This window comes from uncultured Ruminococcus sp. (assembly GCF_937915125.1).
In the GTDB taxonomy this organism is placed as follows: Bacteria; Bacillota; Clostridia; order Oscillospirales; family Ruminococcaceae; genus Ruminococcus_C.
Map to the genome: position 1 here is coordinate 1 of NZ_CALDMP010000027.1, position 18,993 is coordinate 18,993.

An 18,993-nucleotide genomic window follows, 5' to 3' on the forward strand; every position below is an offset into this window, starting at 1 on the left:
GACGAAAAATCTGACGGCGCATCTGACGCACAATCTTTGTGCGGTATTGCCTTAAGTCATTTTTTATGGTATCAGATATCGTTGCGCACCAGATCTTCCAGTGTTTCACGCTTTACTGCCAGGCGATCTTTTCCGTCTTTTACAAAGACAACAGCCGGCTTCTGGAGACGGTTGTAGTTGGATGCCATAGAATAGTTATAGGCACCTGTTGCACAAACTGCAATAATATCTCCCGGCTCGCAGGGCTGGAGTGCCATGTTTTCGCCGATGAGGTCGCCGCTTTCGCAGCACTTTCCGGCAATGGTTACCGTCTCAGTTTTTTGCTCCCCTGCCTTATTTGCCACCAGTGCATCATAGGCAGACTGGTACAGGATATAGCGGGGATTGTCGCACATGCCGCCGTCAATGGAAACATAGGTGCGGATGTTGGGGATGATCTTCTTGCCACCTACAGTGTACAGCGTAATGCCTGCCGGTGCTGCAATGGAACGTCCCGGCTCAATGAGAATAAATGGACGCTTTACGTCGTGACTTTCACAGAAGCCATTGATCACCTTTGCCACGGCTTCCATATATGCATCATAAGGCAGTGGATCGTCTGCGTCGGTGTAGCGGATGCCGAAGCCGCCGCCCAGATTCAGATCCTCTGTCTCAAAATCCAGTTCCTTTTTCAGCTTTTCAATAAATTCCATCATGACCTCAGCTGCCGCAGTAAAGCCTTGGGTATCTAAGATCTGGGAGCCAATATGACAGTGCAGACCACGCAGCTGGAGATTGGGATAGGACATTGCCTTCTGAACTGCCTCATAAGCCTCGCCGGTCTCCAGGGCAAAGCCAAACTTGCTGTCGATCTGTCCGGTGCGGATGAAGTTATGGGTATGTGCATCTACGCCGGGCTTGATACGAAGCAGAATGGGTGCAGTGACGTTCTTTTCCGCTGCCAGCTGGTTCAGCTGTTCCATCTCATAGATGTTGTCCACCACAATGCGACCTACCTTAGAGTCAAGCGCCATGTTCAGCTCTTCCATGGTCTTGTTGTTGCCGTGGAAACACGCTTTGGATACGTCAAAGCCAGCCTGTAGTGCGGTGTACAGCTCGCCGCCGGAGACTACGTCAATGCCTATATTCTCCGACTGCATCACACGATAGATTTCCTTGCAGGAAAATGCCTTGCTGGCATAGCAGACCATTCCCTGCCCGTCGTAATATTCCTCAATGCTCTTCTGGAATGTTCGGCAGTCCCGGCGGATCATATCCTCATCCATAACATAAAGGGGTGTGCCATACTTCTTCGCCAGTGCCACCGTATCCACACCGCCAATGGTGAGATTGCCCTGTGCATTGACATCCAGATTATCTGATACAAACATTTCTTTTACTTCCTTTCCAATTTTTGCGCCATTATTCCTCTGGCTCTGATACGATCTCTTCCAAAACCGCCTGTACTTCAGCGACGCCCTCCCGCGTGACTGAGGAAAAGGGAATCACGTGAATTTGTGAAAAATACGGAATTTCTGTCTCAAACGCCTGCATCCGCTTGGCTCGTTCTGTCTTGTTCAGCTTGTCTGCCTTGGTGAGGACGATGAGAAAAGGCAGCTCACTCTCCACCAGAAAGTCGATCATTTGCAGATCATCCTTGGACGGCGCATGGCGCATATCAATGAGCAGCAGGATCAGCCGCAGATCCCTGTCGGCTCCCAGATAGCCGGAGATCAGCCCCGACCAGCGCTTCTTTTCCGATTTCGCCACCTTGGCATAGCCATAGCCCGGCAGATCCACAATGGTAAGGGGATCCAGCCGGTAAAAATTGATGGTCGCCGTCTTTCCGGGCACAGCACTGACACGAGCCAGCGACTTTCGCTGAAAAATCTTGTTGATCAGCGTGGATTTTCCTACATTGGATCGTCCTGCAAAGGCAATTTCTGCGGAATCGCAGGGCGGTATCTGAGAAAAGGTACCGTATGACGCGACAAATTGTGCATTCTGAAACTGCATACATCCTCCCTTTAAGCGTGACACATTTCCGGTTGTACGGCGGTGACATTGGATATCTCCACTTCCTCCGGCACAAGGGCTGTTTCCAGCACTGTGTCCAGAGTCTTTGCCGGAACAAATGTCACATGCTCCCGTACTGCTCCATCGACTTCTTCCAGATCCGGTAGGTTTTCCTCCGGAATGATCACGGTTTTGATACCTGCTTTATAGGCAGCCATGGATTTCTCCCGGAGGCCACCGATAGGCAGTACCTTTCCGTGAAGCGTGATCTCACCGGTCATAGCAACATCGCCCCGGACTGCCCTGCCAGACAAGGCGGAAATCAGTGCCGTTGCCATTGTAACCCCGGCAGAGGGACCGTCCTTCGGCACAGCACCTTCCGGCGCATGGATATGCAGATCACGGTTGGTGTAGAAATCCTCGGGAATGCCATATTGCTTCGCCACGCTACGGGTATAGCTGACTGCGATCTTTGCGCTTTCCCGCATGACATCGCCCAGAGAACCGGTGTATTCCACAGCACCCTTTCCCGGCATGACCAGTACCTCCATGGGCATGAGCACGCCGCCCACCGAAGTCCACGCCAGACCGTTTACCACGCCCACCGTGTTCTCGTGACTCTGGGCATCAGGGCGGAATTTCTGGATACCCAGATATTCTCCCAGCGTATTTGCAGAGAACGTCACCTTTTTGCATTCACCGCTGACGATCTTTTTTGCCGCTTTCCGGCACAGTGTCCCGATCATACGCTCCAGTTCACGGACGCCTGCCTCCCGGGTATAGCCATCGATCACAGCATAGATCACCTCGTCAGGGATCCGGCACTGGGTACCTTTCAGTCCGTGCTTGGCAAGCTGCTTCTTCACCAGATGTTCCCGTGCAATGTGGAACTTTTCCTCCCGGGTATAGCTGCCCAGCTCAATGACTTCCATACGATCCAGCAGGGGTGCCGGAATGGGATCCAGGGAATTTGCCGTTGCCACGAATAATACCCGGCTCAGATCAAAAGGCACCTCAATATAATGATCCCGGAACGCCTTGTTCTGTTCGCTGTCCAGCACTTCCAGCAATGCCGCCGATGGGTCACCCCGGAAGTCATTGCTCATTTTGTCCACTTCGTCCAGTAGGATCAGCGGATTATTGGAGCCGGCACGTGTCATGGCATCCATGATGCGTCCGGGCATTGCACCGATGTAGGTTTTCCGGTGTCCCCGGATGTCCGATTCATCCCGGACGCCGCCCAAGGACACACGCTCATATTTCCGTCCCAGTGCTTTTGCAATGGACTTCCCGATGGAAGTTTTACCCACACCGGGCGGACCCACAAAGCAGAGGATCTGTCCCGTTGCCTCTGGCAGCAGGGAACGGACGGCAAAGCTTTCCAGAATGCGTTCCTTCACTTTCTGCAGACCGTAGTGATCTCGTTCCAGAACACCCTGCGCCCGTTTCAGGTTCACCTTGGTGTGGGTGGAAACATTCCACGGCAGTGCCAGCACAGTGTCCAGATAATTCCGGATCACAAATGCTTCCTGGGATGCCATAGGGAGACGTGACAGCCGTTCTGCTTCTTTCTCCAGCTTTTCCCGGCTGGCATCGTCCAGAGGCAGGCTTTGGATCTGATCCTGATATTCCTCCAGTTCTGAGGCTGGGTCCTCCCCTTCGCCCAGCTGTTCTGCAATGAGATGCATCTGTTCCCGCAGATAATATTCTCGCTGGGAACGGTCCAGATTTGCCTGGGTATCCTCCTGTAATTTGCGTTCCATGTGCAGAATGTCAATTTCATCCACCAGGATCTGTAGGAGCATTTTCAGCCGTTCATTCCAGTTGTCCTCTTCCAGGAGCAGCTGCTTTTCGGGATAGTCCAGGGCAATATTAAATACAATATGTTCAAAGAGCTTTGTCTCATCATGTTCGCAGACCACCGAAGCCACAAGCTCCCGGGGCATCCGGGGCAGCAGCTCGGCATATTGCTGAAAGGCGTCCTTGATGCAGCGTCCCACAGCTGTGCGCTCGGTGCGTTTTTCTGCGTCCGGCAGAAGTTCTTCCCGAATCACGCAGTCCGCCTGGGGATATGCGGTATCATCGCCGGTTTCCAGATAGGCAGTTTCAATGGTGACCCGTGTCTTGCCCTCAGCCAGAACACGCATAACACCGTCAGGCGTGCGGAGTACCTGGCGTACCTCTGCAATGACACCCACAGAATACAAGTCATTTTGTGTCGGCTCTTCCACCAGAGGATCACGCTGGGTCACCAGAACTACACGGCGGTCTGCGTCCATACCAGACTGCAGTGCATGGACAAAGGGTTCCCGTGCCAGGTCGAAATGCATGGTCATGCCCGGAAATAATACCGTACCGCGCATGGCAATAAGAGGCAGCTTTTGTGTCGTTATTTCTTCCAATTGGTTGTTCATATTCTCTGTCTTCCTTTCTGCATCTGTTTCTGCGATTGGTTCTTGGGGGAATCACTGATCCCCTTGGTAAAGACGCCGTATCAAGTGACGGTTCATTCCCTTCACCGCTGTGTCCGCTGTGTCCTCTGTCCGCCGGAATTCCGGCAGCACCGACACGATCAGATTCAATTTGTTCTATTATACTATACTTCGTATGATTTTGCAAGTGGTAAGTCCTGAAAATTCAAAGTTCTGTCGCAAAAACGGAACATGTTTTTCAATTGTGCCGGACATTGTTTTGTTTCTGCATCAGTTTTTCAAAAAGTTTTGTAAATCCCATTGCTTTTTTTTGCAAACTGTGGTACAATTGTCTTTGATTATGATAAATTGTTTCATGCGTAATGGCACCCTCTGCGGCATTGCCTTGCGCAACGCAAATTTACCAGGAAGGCTGTGATGATAGGGTTGGAGAAAAAGCTGACCTTATATGGATTTAATAACCTCACGAAAACGCTGAGCTTTAACATTTTTGACGTATGCTATGCAAAGTCAGAACGAGAAAAAAGGGACTATATCCGCTATATTGACGAGCAGTACAACTCCGAACGTCTGACCAATATCCTCTGCGACGTGACTGAAATGATCGGTGCAACCGTACTCAATATTTCCAAGCAGGACTATGAACCCCAGGGGGCTTCGGTGAACGTGCTCATTGCCGAGGGCGAGGTCACGCCGGAGAGCATGGATGCCTCCTGCAATCAGGGAACGGAGTTCCTGAAACGCAGGGATATCCACGCTCATCTGGACAAAAGCCATGTGACCGTGCACACGTTCCCGGAAAGTCATCCGGACAACGAGGTCACCACCTTCCGGGTAGACATTGACGTATCCACCTGCGGCGAAATTTCCCCTTTGAATACGCTGGATTATCTCATCCGCAGCTTTGATTCGGATATTATCACCATTGACTATCGTGTCCGGGGCTTCACACGGGATATCAGCGGCAAGAAATTCTTCATGGATCACGATATGACCTCTATCCAGGACTTTATCAGCGAAGAGATCCTGTTGCGCTACGATGCACAGGATGTCAATGTTTACCAGTCCAACATCTTCCACACTCGCATGCTGATCAAGGAACTGGAGCTGCAAAATTATCTCTTTAAAACCGATGCCTACGAATTAGACCCCCGGGTACGACTGGATATCACCAACCGTCTGCGCCGGGAAATGATCGAGATCTTCAGCGGGAGAAATATTTATTGAGGAGACTTGCGGTATGGCTTTGACACAACAGGATGCACCACTGATGGATGCGCTGAAAGAACATCTCATGAATCGTGTGGTACGGTTTGATGTCCCCGGGCACAAGGGCGGCAGAGGAAACCGGGAACTGGCGGACTTTCTGGGGGACCGCTGTGTGCAGATCGATGTGAATTCCATGAAAAATCTGGATAATCTCTGCCATCCCGTGTCGGTGCTCCGGGATGCTCAGGCGCTGGCGGCGGAGGCATTCGGAGCGGCAAATGCCTTTTTTATCATCAACGGCGCGACAGGTGCGTCACAGGCAATGATCATGTCCGTCTGCAAAGCCGGGGAAAAGCTGATCATGCCCCGGAATGTTCACCGGAGTGCCATCAATGCACTGGTTGTCAACGGCGCAATTCCAGTGTATGTAGATCCGGACGAAAACAAGGACCTGGGCATTCCTCTGGGCATGTCCGTTGAAGCCGTGGAAAAGGCAATTCTGGAGAATCCGGATGCCAAGGCAGTGCTGGTGAACAATCCCACCTATTACGGCGTCTGTCCGGATATTCGGCGCATTGCAAAGCTGGCACATGACCATGGGATGTTGCTCTTGGCCGACGAGGCACATGGTACCCACTTTTATTTTGGAGAAAATCTCCCTTGCTCTGCCATGGCGGCAGGTGCGGATATGGCTTCGGTGAGCATCCACAAAACCGGCGGTTCCCTGACACAGAGTGCCATGCTCCTGTGCGCAGAGAGTGTCAACGCTGATTATGTGCGCCAGGTCATTAATCTGACTCAGACTACCAGCGCGTCCTATCTGCTCATGGTATCCCTGGATATCGCACGGCGGAATCTGGCACTGAACGGACGGGAAATGTACCGGAAAGCGGTGCAGTATGTGGACTATGCCCGGGAGGAGATCAATCGTATCGGCGGCTATTATGTCTACGGCGATGAGCTCTGCAATGGCAATTCGTTCTATGCCTTTGACCGGACGAAGCTGTCCATTCACACGAGAAATACAGGACTTGCAGGCATTGAGGTATACGACCTGCTCCGGGACGAATATGGCATCCAGATCGAGTTCGGCGACATCGGCAATATTCTGGCGATCGTCACTGCCGGAGACCGTGCTCTGGAGATCGAGCGGCTTATTTCTGCCTTATCGGAGATCAAGCGACTCTATGGCGGCGACCCCACGGGAATGCTCCAGAGCGAATACTTAGCGCCGGATGTGGCACTGCCGCCCCAGCAGGCGTTTTATGCGGAGAAAAAGGCGGTGGCGCTGGAACAAAGCGTCGGGGAAATTTGCAGCGAGTTTGTCATGTGCTACCCGCCGGGAATCCCCATTCTGGCACCCGGAGAACGCATTACGGCGGATATCGTAGATTACATCAAATATGCAAAAGAAAAGGGCTGTTCCCTGACGGGGCCGCAGGATATGGAGATCGCGAAGCTGAATGTGGTGCGTTAAGGAAACACTGATTCAATCTGGTGCGTAGATTGCGCAGTCGGATTTTTCGTCAGATGAAATAAAAAGCACAGCGCAAAAGAAAGGACGCATAAACATGAATATTACCATTCAAAGCGAACGTCTCACGGTCAATGAATATATCGACTTTTTGAAAAACAGTGATCTTGGGTCGCAGTATCCTAAAGAGGATTTTCTGGAGCGAATTGAAAAGCTGCTGGAAAATGCTTCCATTAGTCTGGCTGCAAGAGATCAGCAAAACCGGCTTGTGGGCATCTGCTTTGGTATCACTGATTTTGCATATTGGCTTTTCATCACGGATCTGGGCGTGATCCGGGAATATACCAGAAAAGGCATCGGAAAACAGCTTTTGCGCAAGGCACATGAAATCGCCGGCGGCGAAGACAATATTATCATGTACACTTGTGCAAATGAAGATGCCATGCCGTTTTATGAGAAAATGGGGATGATGAAATCCACGGATATCATGGAATATAATCACATCAACTGGACGGATTTTACTGTAGAATAAAGCTTGCTTTATGATCTTAAGAGAACAAGAATGGATATTGAAGTAATTCTAATCATCATTATGGCAGCGCTCCTGCTTTTCTGGGTCATATTTTGTGTATGCTTTATATTTCGCCGGATTTCAAAGGACGCTGCACGTGCTGACCTGAAAGCACAGGTACGATGCGAAAAATGCGGCGCCGCATTTGAAGTTCCATGGAAAGAAGCGGTACATATTTCCATGACAAAGACCAGAAATACCACAAAAACCACAGTACAGGACGGCGCACTTGTCAGAGAACCAAGATACAGCAGCTACGCAAAGAAATTCTATTGCGCTGATTGCGGAAAGAAATCATTCGGGCAGGTCTTGAATCTGGAAGAGATTCAGGAAAGCCTCCGACTTATCATCCGGAAAGAAGCATGCAGAGGTCTTGTCAGGATGGTTGCCGGTGGACTTGCGATTCTGATCGTGATGCAGATACCCATGCACTTTGCAGATCAGGCGAAAGAAAAAGAGATAGAACAAATGAAAGAACAGCAGTTTGAGGATATTAAGGAGAGATATTGGGGGCAGTGAGTGTGTAAAACGGCAAATCGGAATTTAGGGAGGTAATGTGATGGCTTATTATATAAACTATGTATTCAGCGAAATTGAATATGACGATACTATGTTTAGTGCTGTGTTTGAAACATGGGGAGAAGAAGATAATGTTTTTTGTAGATTCTTTCATAACAGAAAAACAACACAGACAGTAATATGGGATAATAATAAACCCATCGATGATATTTCACCACTTCCTATTCACTGGTTAGAATTCAAATTATCGGAAAATGGTAAATTAAATAGCAGAGAAGCCAAAATCAGTTACTGATAACTTCCAATTTATCTTCCCCACCCCCAACAGAAAGGAGACCCCCCATGGACATTTGGTACACCGAAAATCACACCGAAAACGTGCGGCTATCCATCCGTATTGACAAACAGCTTGCCAGTGTGCAGAGCGAATTCCAACGAATCGACGTATTTGATTCCGTAGAATTCGGTCGCATCATGACCCTGGATGGACTGCTCATGGTGACGGAAAAGGACGAGTACATCTACCATGAAATGATAACCCACATTCCCATGGCAACCAACCCGAACATCAAACGGGTACTGGTCATCGGTGCCGGAGACGGCGGCACCGTCCGGGAGCTTTGCCGGTATCCCACTATCGAGCACATCGACATGGTGGAGATCGACGAAATGGTGGTGCATCTGGCAAAGAAATACCTGCCTTTTACGGCGTGCAGCCTGGACGACCCACGCGTGCATATCTACTACCAGGACGGACTGCGGTTTGTCCGCAAAATGGAAAACGCCTATGACCTCATTATCGTGGATTCCACCGACCCCTTTGGCGTAGGCGAGGGACTGTTCACCAAGGAATTTTATGGAAACTGTTACAAGGCACTCTCCCCTGACGGCATTCTGGTCAACCAGCACGAGAGTACGTTCTACACGTCCTATTCCAACGCCATGAAACGTGCCCACAGCCGTATCAAGAACTTCTTCCCCATTGCCCTGGTCTATCAGGCACACATCCCCACGTATCCTTCCGGTCACTGGCTCTTTGGCTTTGCATCCAAAAAGTTTGACCCACGCCGGGATCTCCAGGCGGACTGGTGGAACAGTCTGGGGCTGAAAACACGGTACTATAACACCATCCTGCACCAGGGCTGTTTTGCCATTCCCAATAATGTCCGGGATGCGCTGCGGGAAGCGACAGGTCGGAATTGATATAAGGAGAAAGTCATGGGACTATTTGATTTTTTCAGAAAAAAAGACGATGTGGCAAAGGAAATGAAAGAACTGGAATCCATTCACAAAGCCGGGCTCCATACCGTCAATGATGTCCGGGACAAAATCCTGCAAAAGACAGCGGTGCCCTGTATGAAGCTGGAACTGACGGATACCAGACCGGGACTGTTTGACAGTAAGGTGGGCGGTATTGGCTATGTGCCCCATGACGGGCAGATTCCCCGGGACAGCGATTGTGGCGAACTGCGGCTTTTGGCGCAGATCGACTGCACACAAATTACACTGGAGGACTTCCCTCACCAGGGCTTGCTGCAATTCTGGATTCTGAATAATGATGTATACGGATTGGATTTTGAAAATAATACCAGACAGAATACTTTCCGGGTGCTATATTACAAAGACGTGGACAAAACTGTCACCGAGGATGAGGTACGTGCGAAAATGCAAAGTGATACTGCGGATGACGACTGTTATTTTCCCGTATTCAACTGCTACAGATTGGCATTTTCTGCGGAAATAGATACAATTTCAGCTTGCGATTGCCATTTCGACGATCGTATCACAGAACTGGTACGGAAATATTACCCGGACGAAGCAGATGATCTGCTGGACGATCCCACAGATTTTGAAGATGAAAACAAAAACGGTTTTGGGCACAAAATCGGCGGTTATCCCGGATTCACCCAGTGGGATCCCCGCAGTGAGGATGATATTCACGAAGTACTGCTGTTCCAGCTGGACAGCGAATTCGGAGGCGGCGAGGATAAGATCTTATGGGGTGATGCCGGTATCTGCAATTTCTTTATCAGCCGGGAAAATCTCAGACGCTGTGATTTCAGCGATGTAATTTACAACTGGGATTGTTGTTAAATATAAATATTATTTGGAGGTATAAAACATGGGAAAAGCATTGATTATCGGAGCCGGCGGTGTTGCCGGAGTTGTCATTCACAAGTGCTGTCAGAACAGCGAGGTATTCACGGAGATCTGCATTGCCAGCCGTACAAAATCCAAGTGCGACAAGTTCAAGGCAGAATTGCAGGATAAGACTTCCACAAAGATCACTACGGCACAGGTGGATGCCAACGACGTGAACCAGCTCATTGCCCTGATCGAACAGGAAAAGCCGGATATTGTCATTAACGTAGCACTGCCCTATCAGGATCTGACCATCATGGATGCCTGCCTTGCCACAAAGACGGACTACGTGGACACAGCCAACTATGAGCCGGAGGATACGGCGAAATTCGAATACAAATGGCAGTGGGCATACCGTGAAAAATTTGAAAAAGCCGGCATTACTGCACTGCTGGGCAGCGGCTTTGATCCGGGTGTAACCGGCGTATTCTGCGCTTACGCACAGAAGCATTATTTCGACGAAATTCACTATATTGATATTCTGGACTGCAACGGCGGCGACCACGGCTATCCCTTTGCCACCAATTTCAACCCGGAGATCAATATCCGTGAGGTTTCCGCAAAGGGCAGCTATATCGAAAACGGTCAATGGGTGGAAACAGAGCCCATGGAGATCAAGCGTGTGTACAATTTCGATCAGGTTGGCGAAAAGGATATGTACCTGCTGCACCACGAGGAACTGGAGTCCCTGGCGCTGAATATCCACGGCATCAAGCGCATCCGGTTCTTTATGACCTTCGGGCAGAGCTATTTGACTCATCTGAAATGCCTGGAAAATGTGGGCATGACTTCCATTGAGCCCATTCTGTATGAGGGCAAGGAAATCGTTCCTCTGCAGTTCCTGAAGGCAGTACTTCCCGATCCGGCATCCCTGGGCCCCCGCACGGTGGGCAAGACCAATATCGGCTGTATCTGTCAGGGTGTCAAGGACGGTAAGCCTGTGAATTATTATGTATACAACGTTTGCGACCACCAGGAATGCTACAAGGAAGTGGGCTCTCAGGCTGTCTCCTATACTACAGGTGTTCCGGCAATGATCGGGGCAATGATGGTCATGACCGGCAAGTGGAAAAAGCCGGGCGTGTATAATGTGGAGGAATTCGATCCTGATCCGTTTATGGAAGCACTGAACAAGTGGGGTCTGCCCTGGACGGAGAATTTTGATCCGGTGCTGGTGGATGAAAATGTTCCTGAAAGTCAAGAAAAAAATCCTAAAATATATGAGAACATCGAACAAGTTTTCGATGAAAAAAAAGCGCAGGAAGAATTGGAGAAAGGATATAAAAAAGCTGAGAAAATTTTGAAGAATCGAGAAAAAATGGAACGACTCTTACAAAGGCTTGAAAAGAAGCTGAAATCAATTCCTGTTTTAGGTGAGAAGTTATCTTATATTCCTGCGATGGTTTCATTGATAAAAAGCTACATCGAAAAGGAATACACTGATTTACCATTGGGAACTATCATCGCAATTACCAGTGCTTTGCTCTATTTTGTATCTCCGATTGATCTTGTACCCGACAGCATCCCGGTTATTGGCTATTTTGATGATGCTGCCGTAGTTGCTGCGTGTTGGAAATTAGTGGAGTCAGATGTAAAAGAATATCTGAAATGGCGTGAGGACAATAACAAAGTTGTGATTTAAAAGCAGTGAACGGATCGTAATAATGTACCACATAAAACTACTTCTCAAATACACCATCCGGGAACAGATTTTCTACGAAGAATCCATTCTACAAATTGATGCAGACTCCTTTGATGCGGCTTATCAAAAGGCAGAAGTTTACGCCAGCCAGATAATGGACACCCAACGCAAAAATATGTATGGCAACACAGTACATTGCTCTATCGTGGATTATCTGGATTGCTTTCAATCTGATAATATAGAGGATGATGTGCAGGAAGTGTATTCCAGAATTTTTCAAAATCGTTTCGGACTTTCTGAAAAGGAATTGGAAAAATGCCTCGGCGATTCATCTACAAGAGAGGAAATGCTGCCCCTTCGGTATTTCCCCGATCAAAACGAAATCTAAATCAAGAAAGCGTTCCGCATTACGCAGAACGCTTCTTTCATACACAAAGAAAGGAGTTACCCATGAACTTTGCATCCCTGTTTGATATTCCGATCAATGATCTCTCCACGCCGTGCTACATCACGGACGCACGCCTGCTAAAAAAGAACACTGCCCTGCTGTGCCGTATCCAGGAACAGACCGGCTGTAAGATTCTGCTGGCACAAAAGGCATTTTCCATGTTCTCTGCATATCCCCTGATTCGGGACGACCTGGCAGGCACTACTGCAAGCGGACTTTTTGAGGCAAAACTGGGACGGGAACGCTTCGGAAAGGAGGTACACGTATTCTCCCCTGCCTACACCCAGGAGAACTTCACCCAGCTGCTGGACATTGCAGATCATATCGTGTTCAACTCTTTCGGGCAGTGGCACAAATACCGTGCCCAGGTGGAATCTGCACCCCGGCACATTTCCTGCGGCATCCGCATCAATCCCGGCTATGCCGAGGTGGAGACCGACCTGTATAACCCCTGCATCCCCGGTTCCCGGATGGGCGTTCCTCTGGAACAGATGGAGGAGCTGAACGGTCTAGAGGGCATTCACTTTCACACCATGTGCGAGCAGAATGCCGATGTACTGGAACGAACTCTGGATTATTTGCTGCCAAAATTTGACCCGTGGCTGAGACAATGCAAATGGGTGAACTTCGGCGGCGGTCACCATATCACCCGGGATGACTATGACATTGCCAGTCTCCTGCGGTGCATTGACCGGGTGCAGTCGGAATACGGCGTGCAGGTCTATTTGGAACCGGGCGAAGCCGTTGCCCTAAATGCCGGATATCTCGTGGCATCGGTGCTGGACATCGTTCGCAACGGCATGGACATTGCCATTCTGGACGCCTCTGCGGCGTGCCATATGCCGGACGTGCTGGAAATGCCATACCGTCCCCACATTATCGGCAGCGGCACCGCCGGCGAAAAAGCTCACACCTACCGCCTCGCCGGGAACACCTGCCTTGCCGGGGATGTCATCGGGGATTATTCCTTTGACCATCCTCTGCAGCCCGGCGATAAGCTGGTTTTCTGCGATATGGCAATCTATTCCATGGTGAAAAACAATACCTTCAATGGCGTTCCCCTGCCAGATATTCTCCTGTATCATGAGGACGGCACAATGGAACTGGTGAAGCGGTTCGGTTATCGGGATTTTGAGGAGCGGCTGTCATGAGTTTCGATGTCACTCACTGCACCCTCTGTCCCCGGCAATGCGGCGCAGATCGGACAAAAACGGTGGGATATTGTCACTGCGGCACAGAAATCCGTGTGGCACGTGCAGCGTTGCATCCCTGGGAGGAACCGTGTATTTCCGGGGAAACTGGTTCGGGAACGGTATTTTTCGCCGGATGCGCTCTGGGCTGCTGCTTCTGCCAGAACCAGGAGATCAGTCGTTCTGCTGTGGGAAAAATCCTGACTGTGGAGCAGTTGGCGAATACCTTTCTACAGCTCCAGGCAGAACAGGCGTGCAACATCAATCTAGTCACCGGCAGCCACTACACCCCCTGGATCGTGCAGGCGCTGGAACTGGCAAAACCACGGCTGCATATTCCGGTGGTATGGAACTGCGGCGGCTATGATTCACCGGAGATTCTGGAAATGCTGGATGGGCTGGTGGATATCTACCTGCCTGACCTGAAATTTTACAGTCCGGAGACGGCAAAAGCATATGCCAACTGTCCGGATTATTTCGAAACAGCATCCAGAGCAATTCTGACCATGTTCCGGCAAGCGGGCGAACTGCAATGGGATGGAAAACTGCTGAGGCGTGGGCTGGTCGTCCGGCATCTGGTGCTGCCGGGACACCGGAAAGAATCCATGGCACTGCTGGGCTGGCTGGCGGAGGCACTGCCGAAGGAACAGTTTCTGCTCAGTCTCATGGGGCAATACACGCCGCCGGATACGCCACTGCCGGACAAGCATCTGAACCGCCGGGCGGCAACCTTTGAATATGAATCCGTCCGGGAACATGCGGTGGAACTGGGGCTTAATGGCTATGGACAGGATCGGTCGGCAGCGGCTGCAAAGTATATTCCGGCATTTGAGACAGAATGAATCGGAATGTTTCAAATTGAATAATTCTTGAGGCAACACCGCACAAAGAGCGCCCGGCGGCTTTGTGCGTCATATGCTTGCATATTTTCCGTCATATTTCACAAAAATGTTCGTGAATACACAAAGTATTCACTGCACTTTTTGTTTCATCTGGCAAAAGGTCACCTCTAAAAATCTGACGGCACATCTGACGCACAATCTTTGTGCGGTATTGCCTTGATTGGCAAGAAATATCTATGGAGGCTTTTTGATAATGATATATGACATTACTCAACCGCTTTTTGAATGTAATGTGTTTCCAGGAGACCCAAAACCAGAGAAAAAAGCTATACTCAGAATTGAAAATGGAGATGTGTGTAATCTGACATATTTTTCAATGTGTGCGCATAACGGAACTCATGTGGATGCACCTTTTCATTTTCTGAAAGACGGTAAAGGTATTGATCAGATAAAACTTGAGAAATTTATTGGACCAGCATACGTAGAAGGTCATGAAGGTGATATTACAGCACAGGAAGCCAGGCGTATTCTTGAAAGAGCCGCTAAAGTTTATCATGGTGCGCAGAAGAGAATTCTAATCAAGGGAAATGCTGTTGTTACTCTTGAAGCTGCAAAAGTTTTTGCAGAATCAGGCCTGGATCTGCTAGGGAACGAATCTCAGACAGTTGGACCAGAGAGCGGACCTATGGCGGTACATCTTGTTTTACTTGGCGCAGAAGTGGTGCTGCTTGAGGGGATCAGACTGGATGCAGTACCTGATGGTGTATATTTTCTGAATTGTGCTCCTTTGAATCTGACGAATACAGATGGCGCACCCTGCAGAGCCATACTGATGGATTCTGTCTTAATAAGATAGGTCCTATATCCAAGAAAGACATTGGAGACAATGATTGTGTAAATAGTCAATTCGGAATATACAGGAGGGATACTATGAATCTGACAAAAGCACTGGAACTGGAAAATAGTATGTGGAAAACTGCAAAAAATAGAGATGCTAAAGGGTTTTTAAAAGTTGTTTCGCCAGAGGCAGTAATGGTTTGCGGCGGATACAGGTGCTTGGGAAAAGAATACGCGGAGATAATTCGCCTTTTTGACTGCAAATCATATGATATTGATTGTTTTGAGATCGTACATGAAGATGCTGATTCTTTTCAGGTACACTATATCCTAAAAATGGAGGTCGAAAATATGCAGAATCATGACCTTGAAGGAACATTTCATATTACAACTACATGGCATTTCAAAGATGGAATATGGAAGGTTGTTTTTAATATGGATCAAAGAATAGATTGATAAATTTTGATTAGCCTATACAATTTCAATTGCAATGAAGTACAACGGCGCTCATAACAAAAAATAAAGCCGCTTTTTCCATAGCATAGCAAAAGCGACTTTGTATTCGTTTATTGAGAAAAGGACATTTTAGGCAACACCGCACAAAGAGCGCCTTCCGGCTTTGCACGTCATATGCTTGCATCTTTTCCGTCATATTTCACAAAAATGCTCGTGAATACACAAAGTATTCACTGCGCTTTTTGTTTCATCTGACGAAAAATCTGACGGCGCATCTAACGCACAATCTTTGTGCGGTATTGCCTTTATTCAAAAGAATCCAGATCCAGTTCTGCAAGCAAATCCTTTAGGGCTGCCACCTCATTTGCGGTCAGGGTCACGCCCTTCCCCATTTTACTGTGATCCGGCGCCCAGTCACGAAGATCATATTTCGGTTCCCGGTCGTTCCAGCTGATCAGATTCAGTTCCTTGTTCCAGCCTCTTGCATTCTCTCCGATGCTGCCGATGTGCTCGACGATCTCATACTTCAGTTCTGCCATGTTGATTTCTCCTCTTCATTGATAAAATCGTGCGCAAATGGACCTGCGCTTTTTCTATTATATCGGATATCCAAGGAAAAAGCAACCGTGAAAAATGGCGTTTTTTTCAGAATTGGTGAATTCACCAAAAACATTAAGATTATTTCAAGCATTCTATTCTATAATGACTATAACATCAAAAATACGGTTCCATTGATTCGTATGACAATACAAAAATACAAAGAAAGGGGGAACCTGTACCGGCATGACCGGATACAGGGCGTGTTATGGCAGCAATTCAGACATTTGCACGGAAAGAAATAAAATTTCTTCTGACGAACCAGCAATATCATGATATCCTGCCGCTTCTGACAGAGTACATGAACCCGGACAAATTCTGCGTGGATGGCAGAGAGTATGGAATCTATAATATTTATTATGATACGCCGGACGATTTTCTCATCCGGGAATCTCTCGCGAAGCCTTATTATAAGGAGAAGATCCGGCTCCGGAGCTACCTCTCCCCAGCGAATCCGGATGATACGGTTTTTCTGGAAATCAAAAAGAAGATCGGCGGTATTGTGAACAAGCGGCGTGTTACCATGACACTTGCGCAGGCAGAGGCATACATGGAACGGAACATTCGCCCGGACTTTGGCGGCAATTACATTCAGGAACAGGTCATGGATGAGATCGACGCATTCCGACGGCGGTATGATGTCCGCCCGAAACAGTATATCAGCTATCAGCGTGCAGCTTATTTTGGAAAGAATGACCCGGACTTCCGCCTGACCTTTGACCGGGCATTGACCGGACGGCGCAGTGATGTGACCTTGACCCAAAAAAGCTATGGGGACTTTCTGATCCCCGAGGATTCTCGGCTCATGGAAGTCAAGATCGCCGATTCCATGCCCATGTGGCTGGCAGAAGAGCTGGCAAAATTGCAGGTCTATAAGACCAGCTTTTCTAAGTACGGTCGCGCCTATGAAATGTATATTCAAAATCAGCTGGAGTGGACTCGTCCTCAGCTGCAAGTAGAAAAAAGGAGAAATTACGACTATGCTTAACACAATTTCCAATATGTTCGCCGCTGCAAATGCGGATCTGTCCTCTTTGATGTCTGTCGTAGGGAGTGCGACAGGAACAACCGTTTCTGTGAAAGACATGCTGTTTGCACTGCTGTTGGGCGTTGTCATGGGCTTCCTGATCAGCCTGGTGTACATCATCACCCACCGCAAATCCGGCTATACCCAGAGCTATGTACTGACTCTGCTCATGCTGCCCCCGATCGTTGCCATCGTTCTAGTAATGATCAATTCTATGGCAAGTGCTCTGAGCTTGGCAGGCGTATTCACTCTCTGCCGTTATCGTACTGTTCCAGGCGACCCGAAGGATATCACCTATGTTTTCTTCGCTATGGCAACCGGCGTTATCTGCGGTATCAACAGCGGCAGCCACGTCTGGTTTGTGTTCGTATTCTTTGCCATTGTGGCAGCGGTACTTATTCTCGTGGAATTCCTCCACTACGGCGTCTGCAAGACCAGCAGCATGACCCTGAAGATCACCATTCCGGAAAACCTCAACTATGTGGGACTCTTTGACGAACTGCTGGACAAGAATACTACCAGCTGGCACCTGAAGCGTGTCAAGACTACCAATTTCGGCTCCCTGTTTGAACTGATCTACAGCCTTGAACTGAAAAACGATGTGGATCAGAAACAGTTCATTGACGACCTGAGAAAACTGAACGGCAACCTGACCGTCATCCTCTCTTTGTATCGCTATGAAGATCAGATCTATGAGCAAAAGTAATTTCTTGATTTGATAAAATAAGCATATTTGTTTTGGATTATACATAGCATTTCATTTTGGCGAAAAAACCGTAGGATTATCCTGCGGTTTTCTTTTATAATCAAAAATCTGCATATTCAATTATATAATCTGCTTGACAAATTATGAAAAAGTGGTATAATAAAAATAACGAAAGACACGGAGGTGAGTGGATGAAACGAAGCACATACAGTTTGATCCTTATGGATGATGTGGTTGCGGCAATTGACCGACTTGCAGTACAGCAAGGGACGAGCCGTTCCAATCTCATCAATCAGATCCTGGCGGAGCATGTGAGCTGTACGACACCGGAACAGCAGATGCGGCAGGTGTTTTCCTGTATGATGCAGCAGATGGATCCTGCGTTCCGCATACAGGAGCAAGGCTCTGACGCCATGCTTTCCGTGTTCGGGTCGGTGCAGTACAAGTACCGCCCCACCATTCGCTACAGTGTGGAACTGCTGCGTGATTTGCGCCGGGAAGAGATCGGACAGCTGAAAATTTCCTGCCGTACTCAGAGCCGGACGCTGCTGGATGCCATGCAGACCTTCTTTCAATTCTGGGTACGGCTGGAACAGGCATATGACCCCAAGGGTGCATGCGCCCAGGGACTGTATGAGATCGCACCAGGCCGCATGACACGTGTGTTGCTGCGCCATGGAATCCGGGCAGATGATGCCCTGGGGATGGCTGTGGGAGAGTATATCCGCATGTTCCACGCTGTGCTGCAATCCTATTTCACCGGGTTACAGCAGGAACTGCCGGGGGCTGTTTTACAGCATACGCTGGAGCAGCAGTATCTGGCGATACGCCAGAAACAGGCGTATCAATTGTAGGCAACACCGCACAAAGAGCGCCTGCCGGCTTTGCACGTCATATGCTTGCATC

The 18,993-nt window shown here is 48.9% G+C and carries 20 protein-coding genes and 1 pseudogene; 17 read left to right on the forward strand and 4 right to left on the reverse strand.

The window, feature by feature from the left end:
- Positions 1-71: 71 nt before the first annotated feature.
- The 3 genes from lysA to lon are packed head-to-tail and all read right to left on the reverse strand — an operon-like array spanning position 72 to position 4,409.
- A complete protein-coding gene (lysA, locus tag Q0418_RS02870; protein ID WP_298482060.1) occupies positions 72-1,370 on the reverse strand; it encodes a diaminopimelate decarboxylase in 1,299 nt (432 codons plus the stop codon).
- 31 nt (positions 1,371-1,401) lie between these two features.
- Positions 1,402-1,995: a ribosome biogenesis GTP-binding protein YihA/YsxC gene (yihA, locus tag Q0418_RS02875; protein ID WP_298482062.1), complete on the reverse strand. Its 594-nt coding sequence runs from the start codon at positions 1,993-1,995 to the stop codon at positions 1,402-1,404.
- Between the two features lie 11 nt (positions 1,996-2,006).
- Positions 2,007-4,409: an endopeptidase La gene (gene lon, locus Q0418_RS02880; RefSeq protein ID WP_298482064.1), complete on the reverse strand. Its 2,403-nt coding sequence runs from the start codon at positions 4,407-4,409 to the stop codon at positions 2,007-2,009.
- A 432-nt stretch (positions 4,410-4,841) separates the two neighbouring features.
- On the opposite strand from lon, the gene speD reads away from it, so the two are divergent.
- From speD to Q0418_RS02950, 14 genes and pseudogenes are all read left to right on the forward strand, one after another.
- The gene (gene speD / locus Q0418_RS02885) at positions 4,842-5,654 is read left to right on the forward strand and encodes an adenosylmethionine decarboxylase (RefSeq protein WP_298482066.1); all 813 of its coding nucleotides are present in this window, start codon (positions 4,842-4,844) and stop codon (positions 5,652-5,654) included.
- 13 nt (positions 5,655-5,667) lie between these two features.
- Complete coding sequence (locus Q0418_RS02890) at positions 5,668-7,113, forward strand: aminotransferase class I/II-fold pyridoxal phosphate-dependent enzyme (RefSeq protein WP_298482068.1); 1,446 nt, start codon at positions 5,668-5,670, stop codon at positions 7,111-7,113.
- Between the two features lie 94 nt (positions 7,114-7,207).
- Entirely contained in the window at positions 7,208-7,642 is a 435-nt protein-coding gene (locus Q0418_RS02895; protein WP_298482070.1) for a GNAT family N-acetyltransferase, read from the forward strand.
- Between the two features lie 30 nt (positions 7,643-7,672).
- Positions 7,673-8,200 (forward strand): hypothetical protein, encoded by a 528-nt coding sequence (locus Q0418_RS02900; RefSeq protein WP_298482072.1) that lies wholly within the window; start codon positions 7,673-7,675, stop codon positions 8,198-8,200.
- A gap of 40 nt (positions 8,201-8,240) precedes the next feature.
- Positions 8,241-8,495, forward strand: a complete 255-nt coding sequence (locus Q0418_RS02905) for a hypothetical protein (RefSeq protein WP_298482074.1) — start codon at positions 8,241-8,243, stop codon at positions 8,493-8,495.
- A gap of 47 nt (positions 8,496-8,542) precedes the next feature.
- Positions 8,543-9,403, forward strand: coding sequence for a polyamine aminopropyltransferase (gene speE / locus Q0418_RS02910; protein WP_298482076.1), 861 nt, complete (start codon positions 8,543-8,545; stop codon positions 9,401-9,403).
- Between the two features lie 15 nt (positions 9,404-9,418).
- Complete coding sequence (locus tag Q0418_RS02915; RefSeq protein WP_298482078.1) at positions 9,419-10,294, forward strand: YwqG family protein; 876 nt, start codon at positions 9,419-9,421, stop codon at positions 10,292-10,294.
- Positions 10,295-10,322: 28 nt separating this feature from the next.
- Positions 10,323-11,522: pseudogene (locus Q0418_RS02920) on the forward strand (saccharopine dehydrogenase family protein); the annotation flags it as partial.
- 219 nt (positions 11,523-11,741) lie between these two features.
- Entirely contained in the window at positions 11,742-11,984 is a 243-nt protein-coding gene (locus Q0418_RS02925) for a YkvA family protein (RefSeq protein WP_298482096.1), read from the forward strand.
- Positions 11,985-12,006: 22 nt separating this feature from the next.
- On the forward strand, positions 12,007-12,372 hold the full coding sequence (locus Q0418_RS02930) for a DUF4288 domain-containing protein (RefSeq protein WP_298482080.1): 366 nt from the start codon (positions 12,007-12,009) through the stop codon (positions 12,370-12,372).
- 62 nt (positions 12,373-12,434) lie between these two features.
- Entirely contained in the window at positions 12,435-13,583 is a 1,149-nt protein-coding gene (gene nspC, locus Q0418_RS02935; RefSeq protein ID WP_298482082.1) for a carboxynorspermidine decarboxylase, read from the forward strand.
- Positions 13,580-14,464: a radical SAM protein gene (locus tag Q0418_RS02940; RefSeq protein WP_298482084.1), complete on the forward strand. Its 885-nt coding sequence runs from the start codon at positions 13,580-13,582 to the stop codon at positions 14,462-14,464. Before nspC ends, Q0418_RS02940 begins: the two co-directional genes overlap by 4 nt.
- 253 nt (positions 14,465-14,717) lie before the next feature.
- Positions 14,718-15,320 (forward strand): cyclase family protein, encoded by a 603-nt coding sequence (locus Q0418_RS02945; RefSeq protein WP_298482086.1) that lies wholly within the window; start codon positions 14,718-14,720, stop codon positions 15,318-15,320.
- A 74-nt stretch (positions 15,321-15,394) separates the two neighbouring features.
- Entirely contained in the window at positions 15,395-15,757 is a 363-nt protein-coding gene (locus Q0418_RS02950; RefSeq protein WP_298482088.1) for a nuclear transport factor 2 family protein, read from the forward strand.
- Between the two features lie 305 nt (positions 15,758-16,062).
- Here the strand turns inward: Q0418_RS02950 and Q0418_RS02955 are convergent, their stop codons facing one another.
- Entirely contained in the window at positions 16,063-16,296 is a 234-nt protein-coding gene (locus Q0418_RS02955; RefSeq protein WP_298482090.1) for a YdbC family protein, read from the reverse strand.
- Between the two features lie 266 nt (positions 16,297-16,562).
- Here Q0418_RS02955 and Q0418_RS02960 point away from each other — a divergent pair, with 266 nt between their 5' ends.
- The 3 genes from Q0418_RS02960 (at position 16,563) to Q0418_RS02970 (ending at position 18,941) form a co-directional block, all read left to right on the forward strand.
- The gene (locus tag Q0418_RS02960) at positions 16,563-17,342 is read left to right on the forward strand and encodes a polyphosphate polymerase domain-containing protein (RefSeq protein WP_298482092.1); all 780 of its coding nucleotides are present in this window, start codon (positions 16,563-16,565) and stop codon (positions 17,340-17,342) included.
- Positions 17,335-18,087, forward strand: a complete 753-nt coding sequence (locus tag Q0418_RS02965; RefSeq protein WP_298482093.1) for a DUF4956 domain-containing protein — start codon at positions 17,335-17,337, stop codon at positions 18,085-18,087. The genes Q0418_RS02960 and Q0418_RS02965 overlap by 8 nt, the downstream gene beginning before the upstream one ends.
- A gap of 191 nt (positions 18,088-18,278) precedes the next feature.
- Positions 18,279-18,941 (forward strand): CopG family transcriptional regulator, encoded by a 663-nt coding sequence (locus Q0418_RS02970; RefSeq protein WP_298482094.1) that lies wholly within the window; start codon positions 18,279-18,281, stop codon positions 18,939-18,941.
- Positions 18,942-18,993 lie beyond the last annotated feature (52 nt).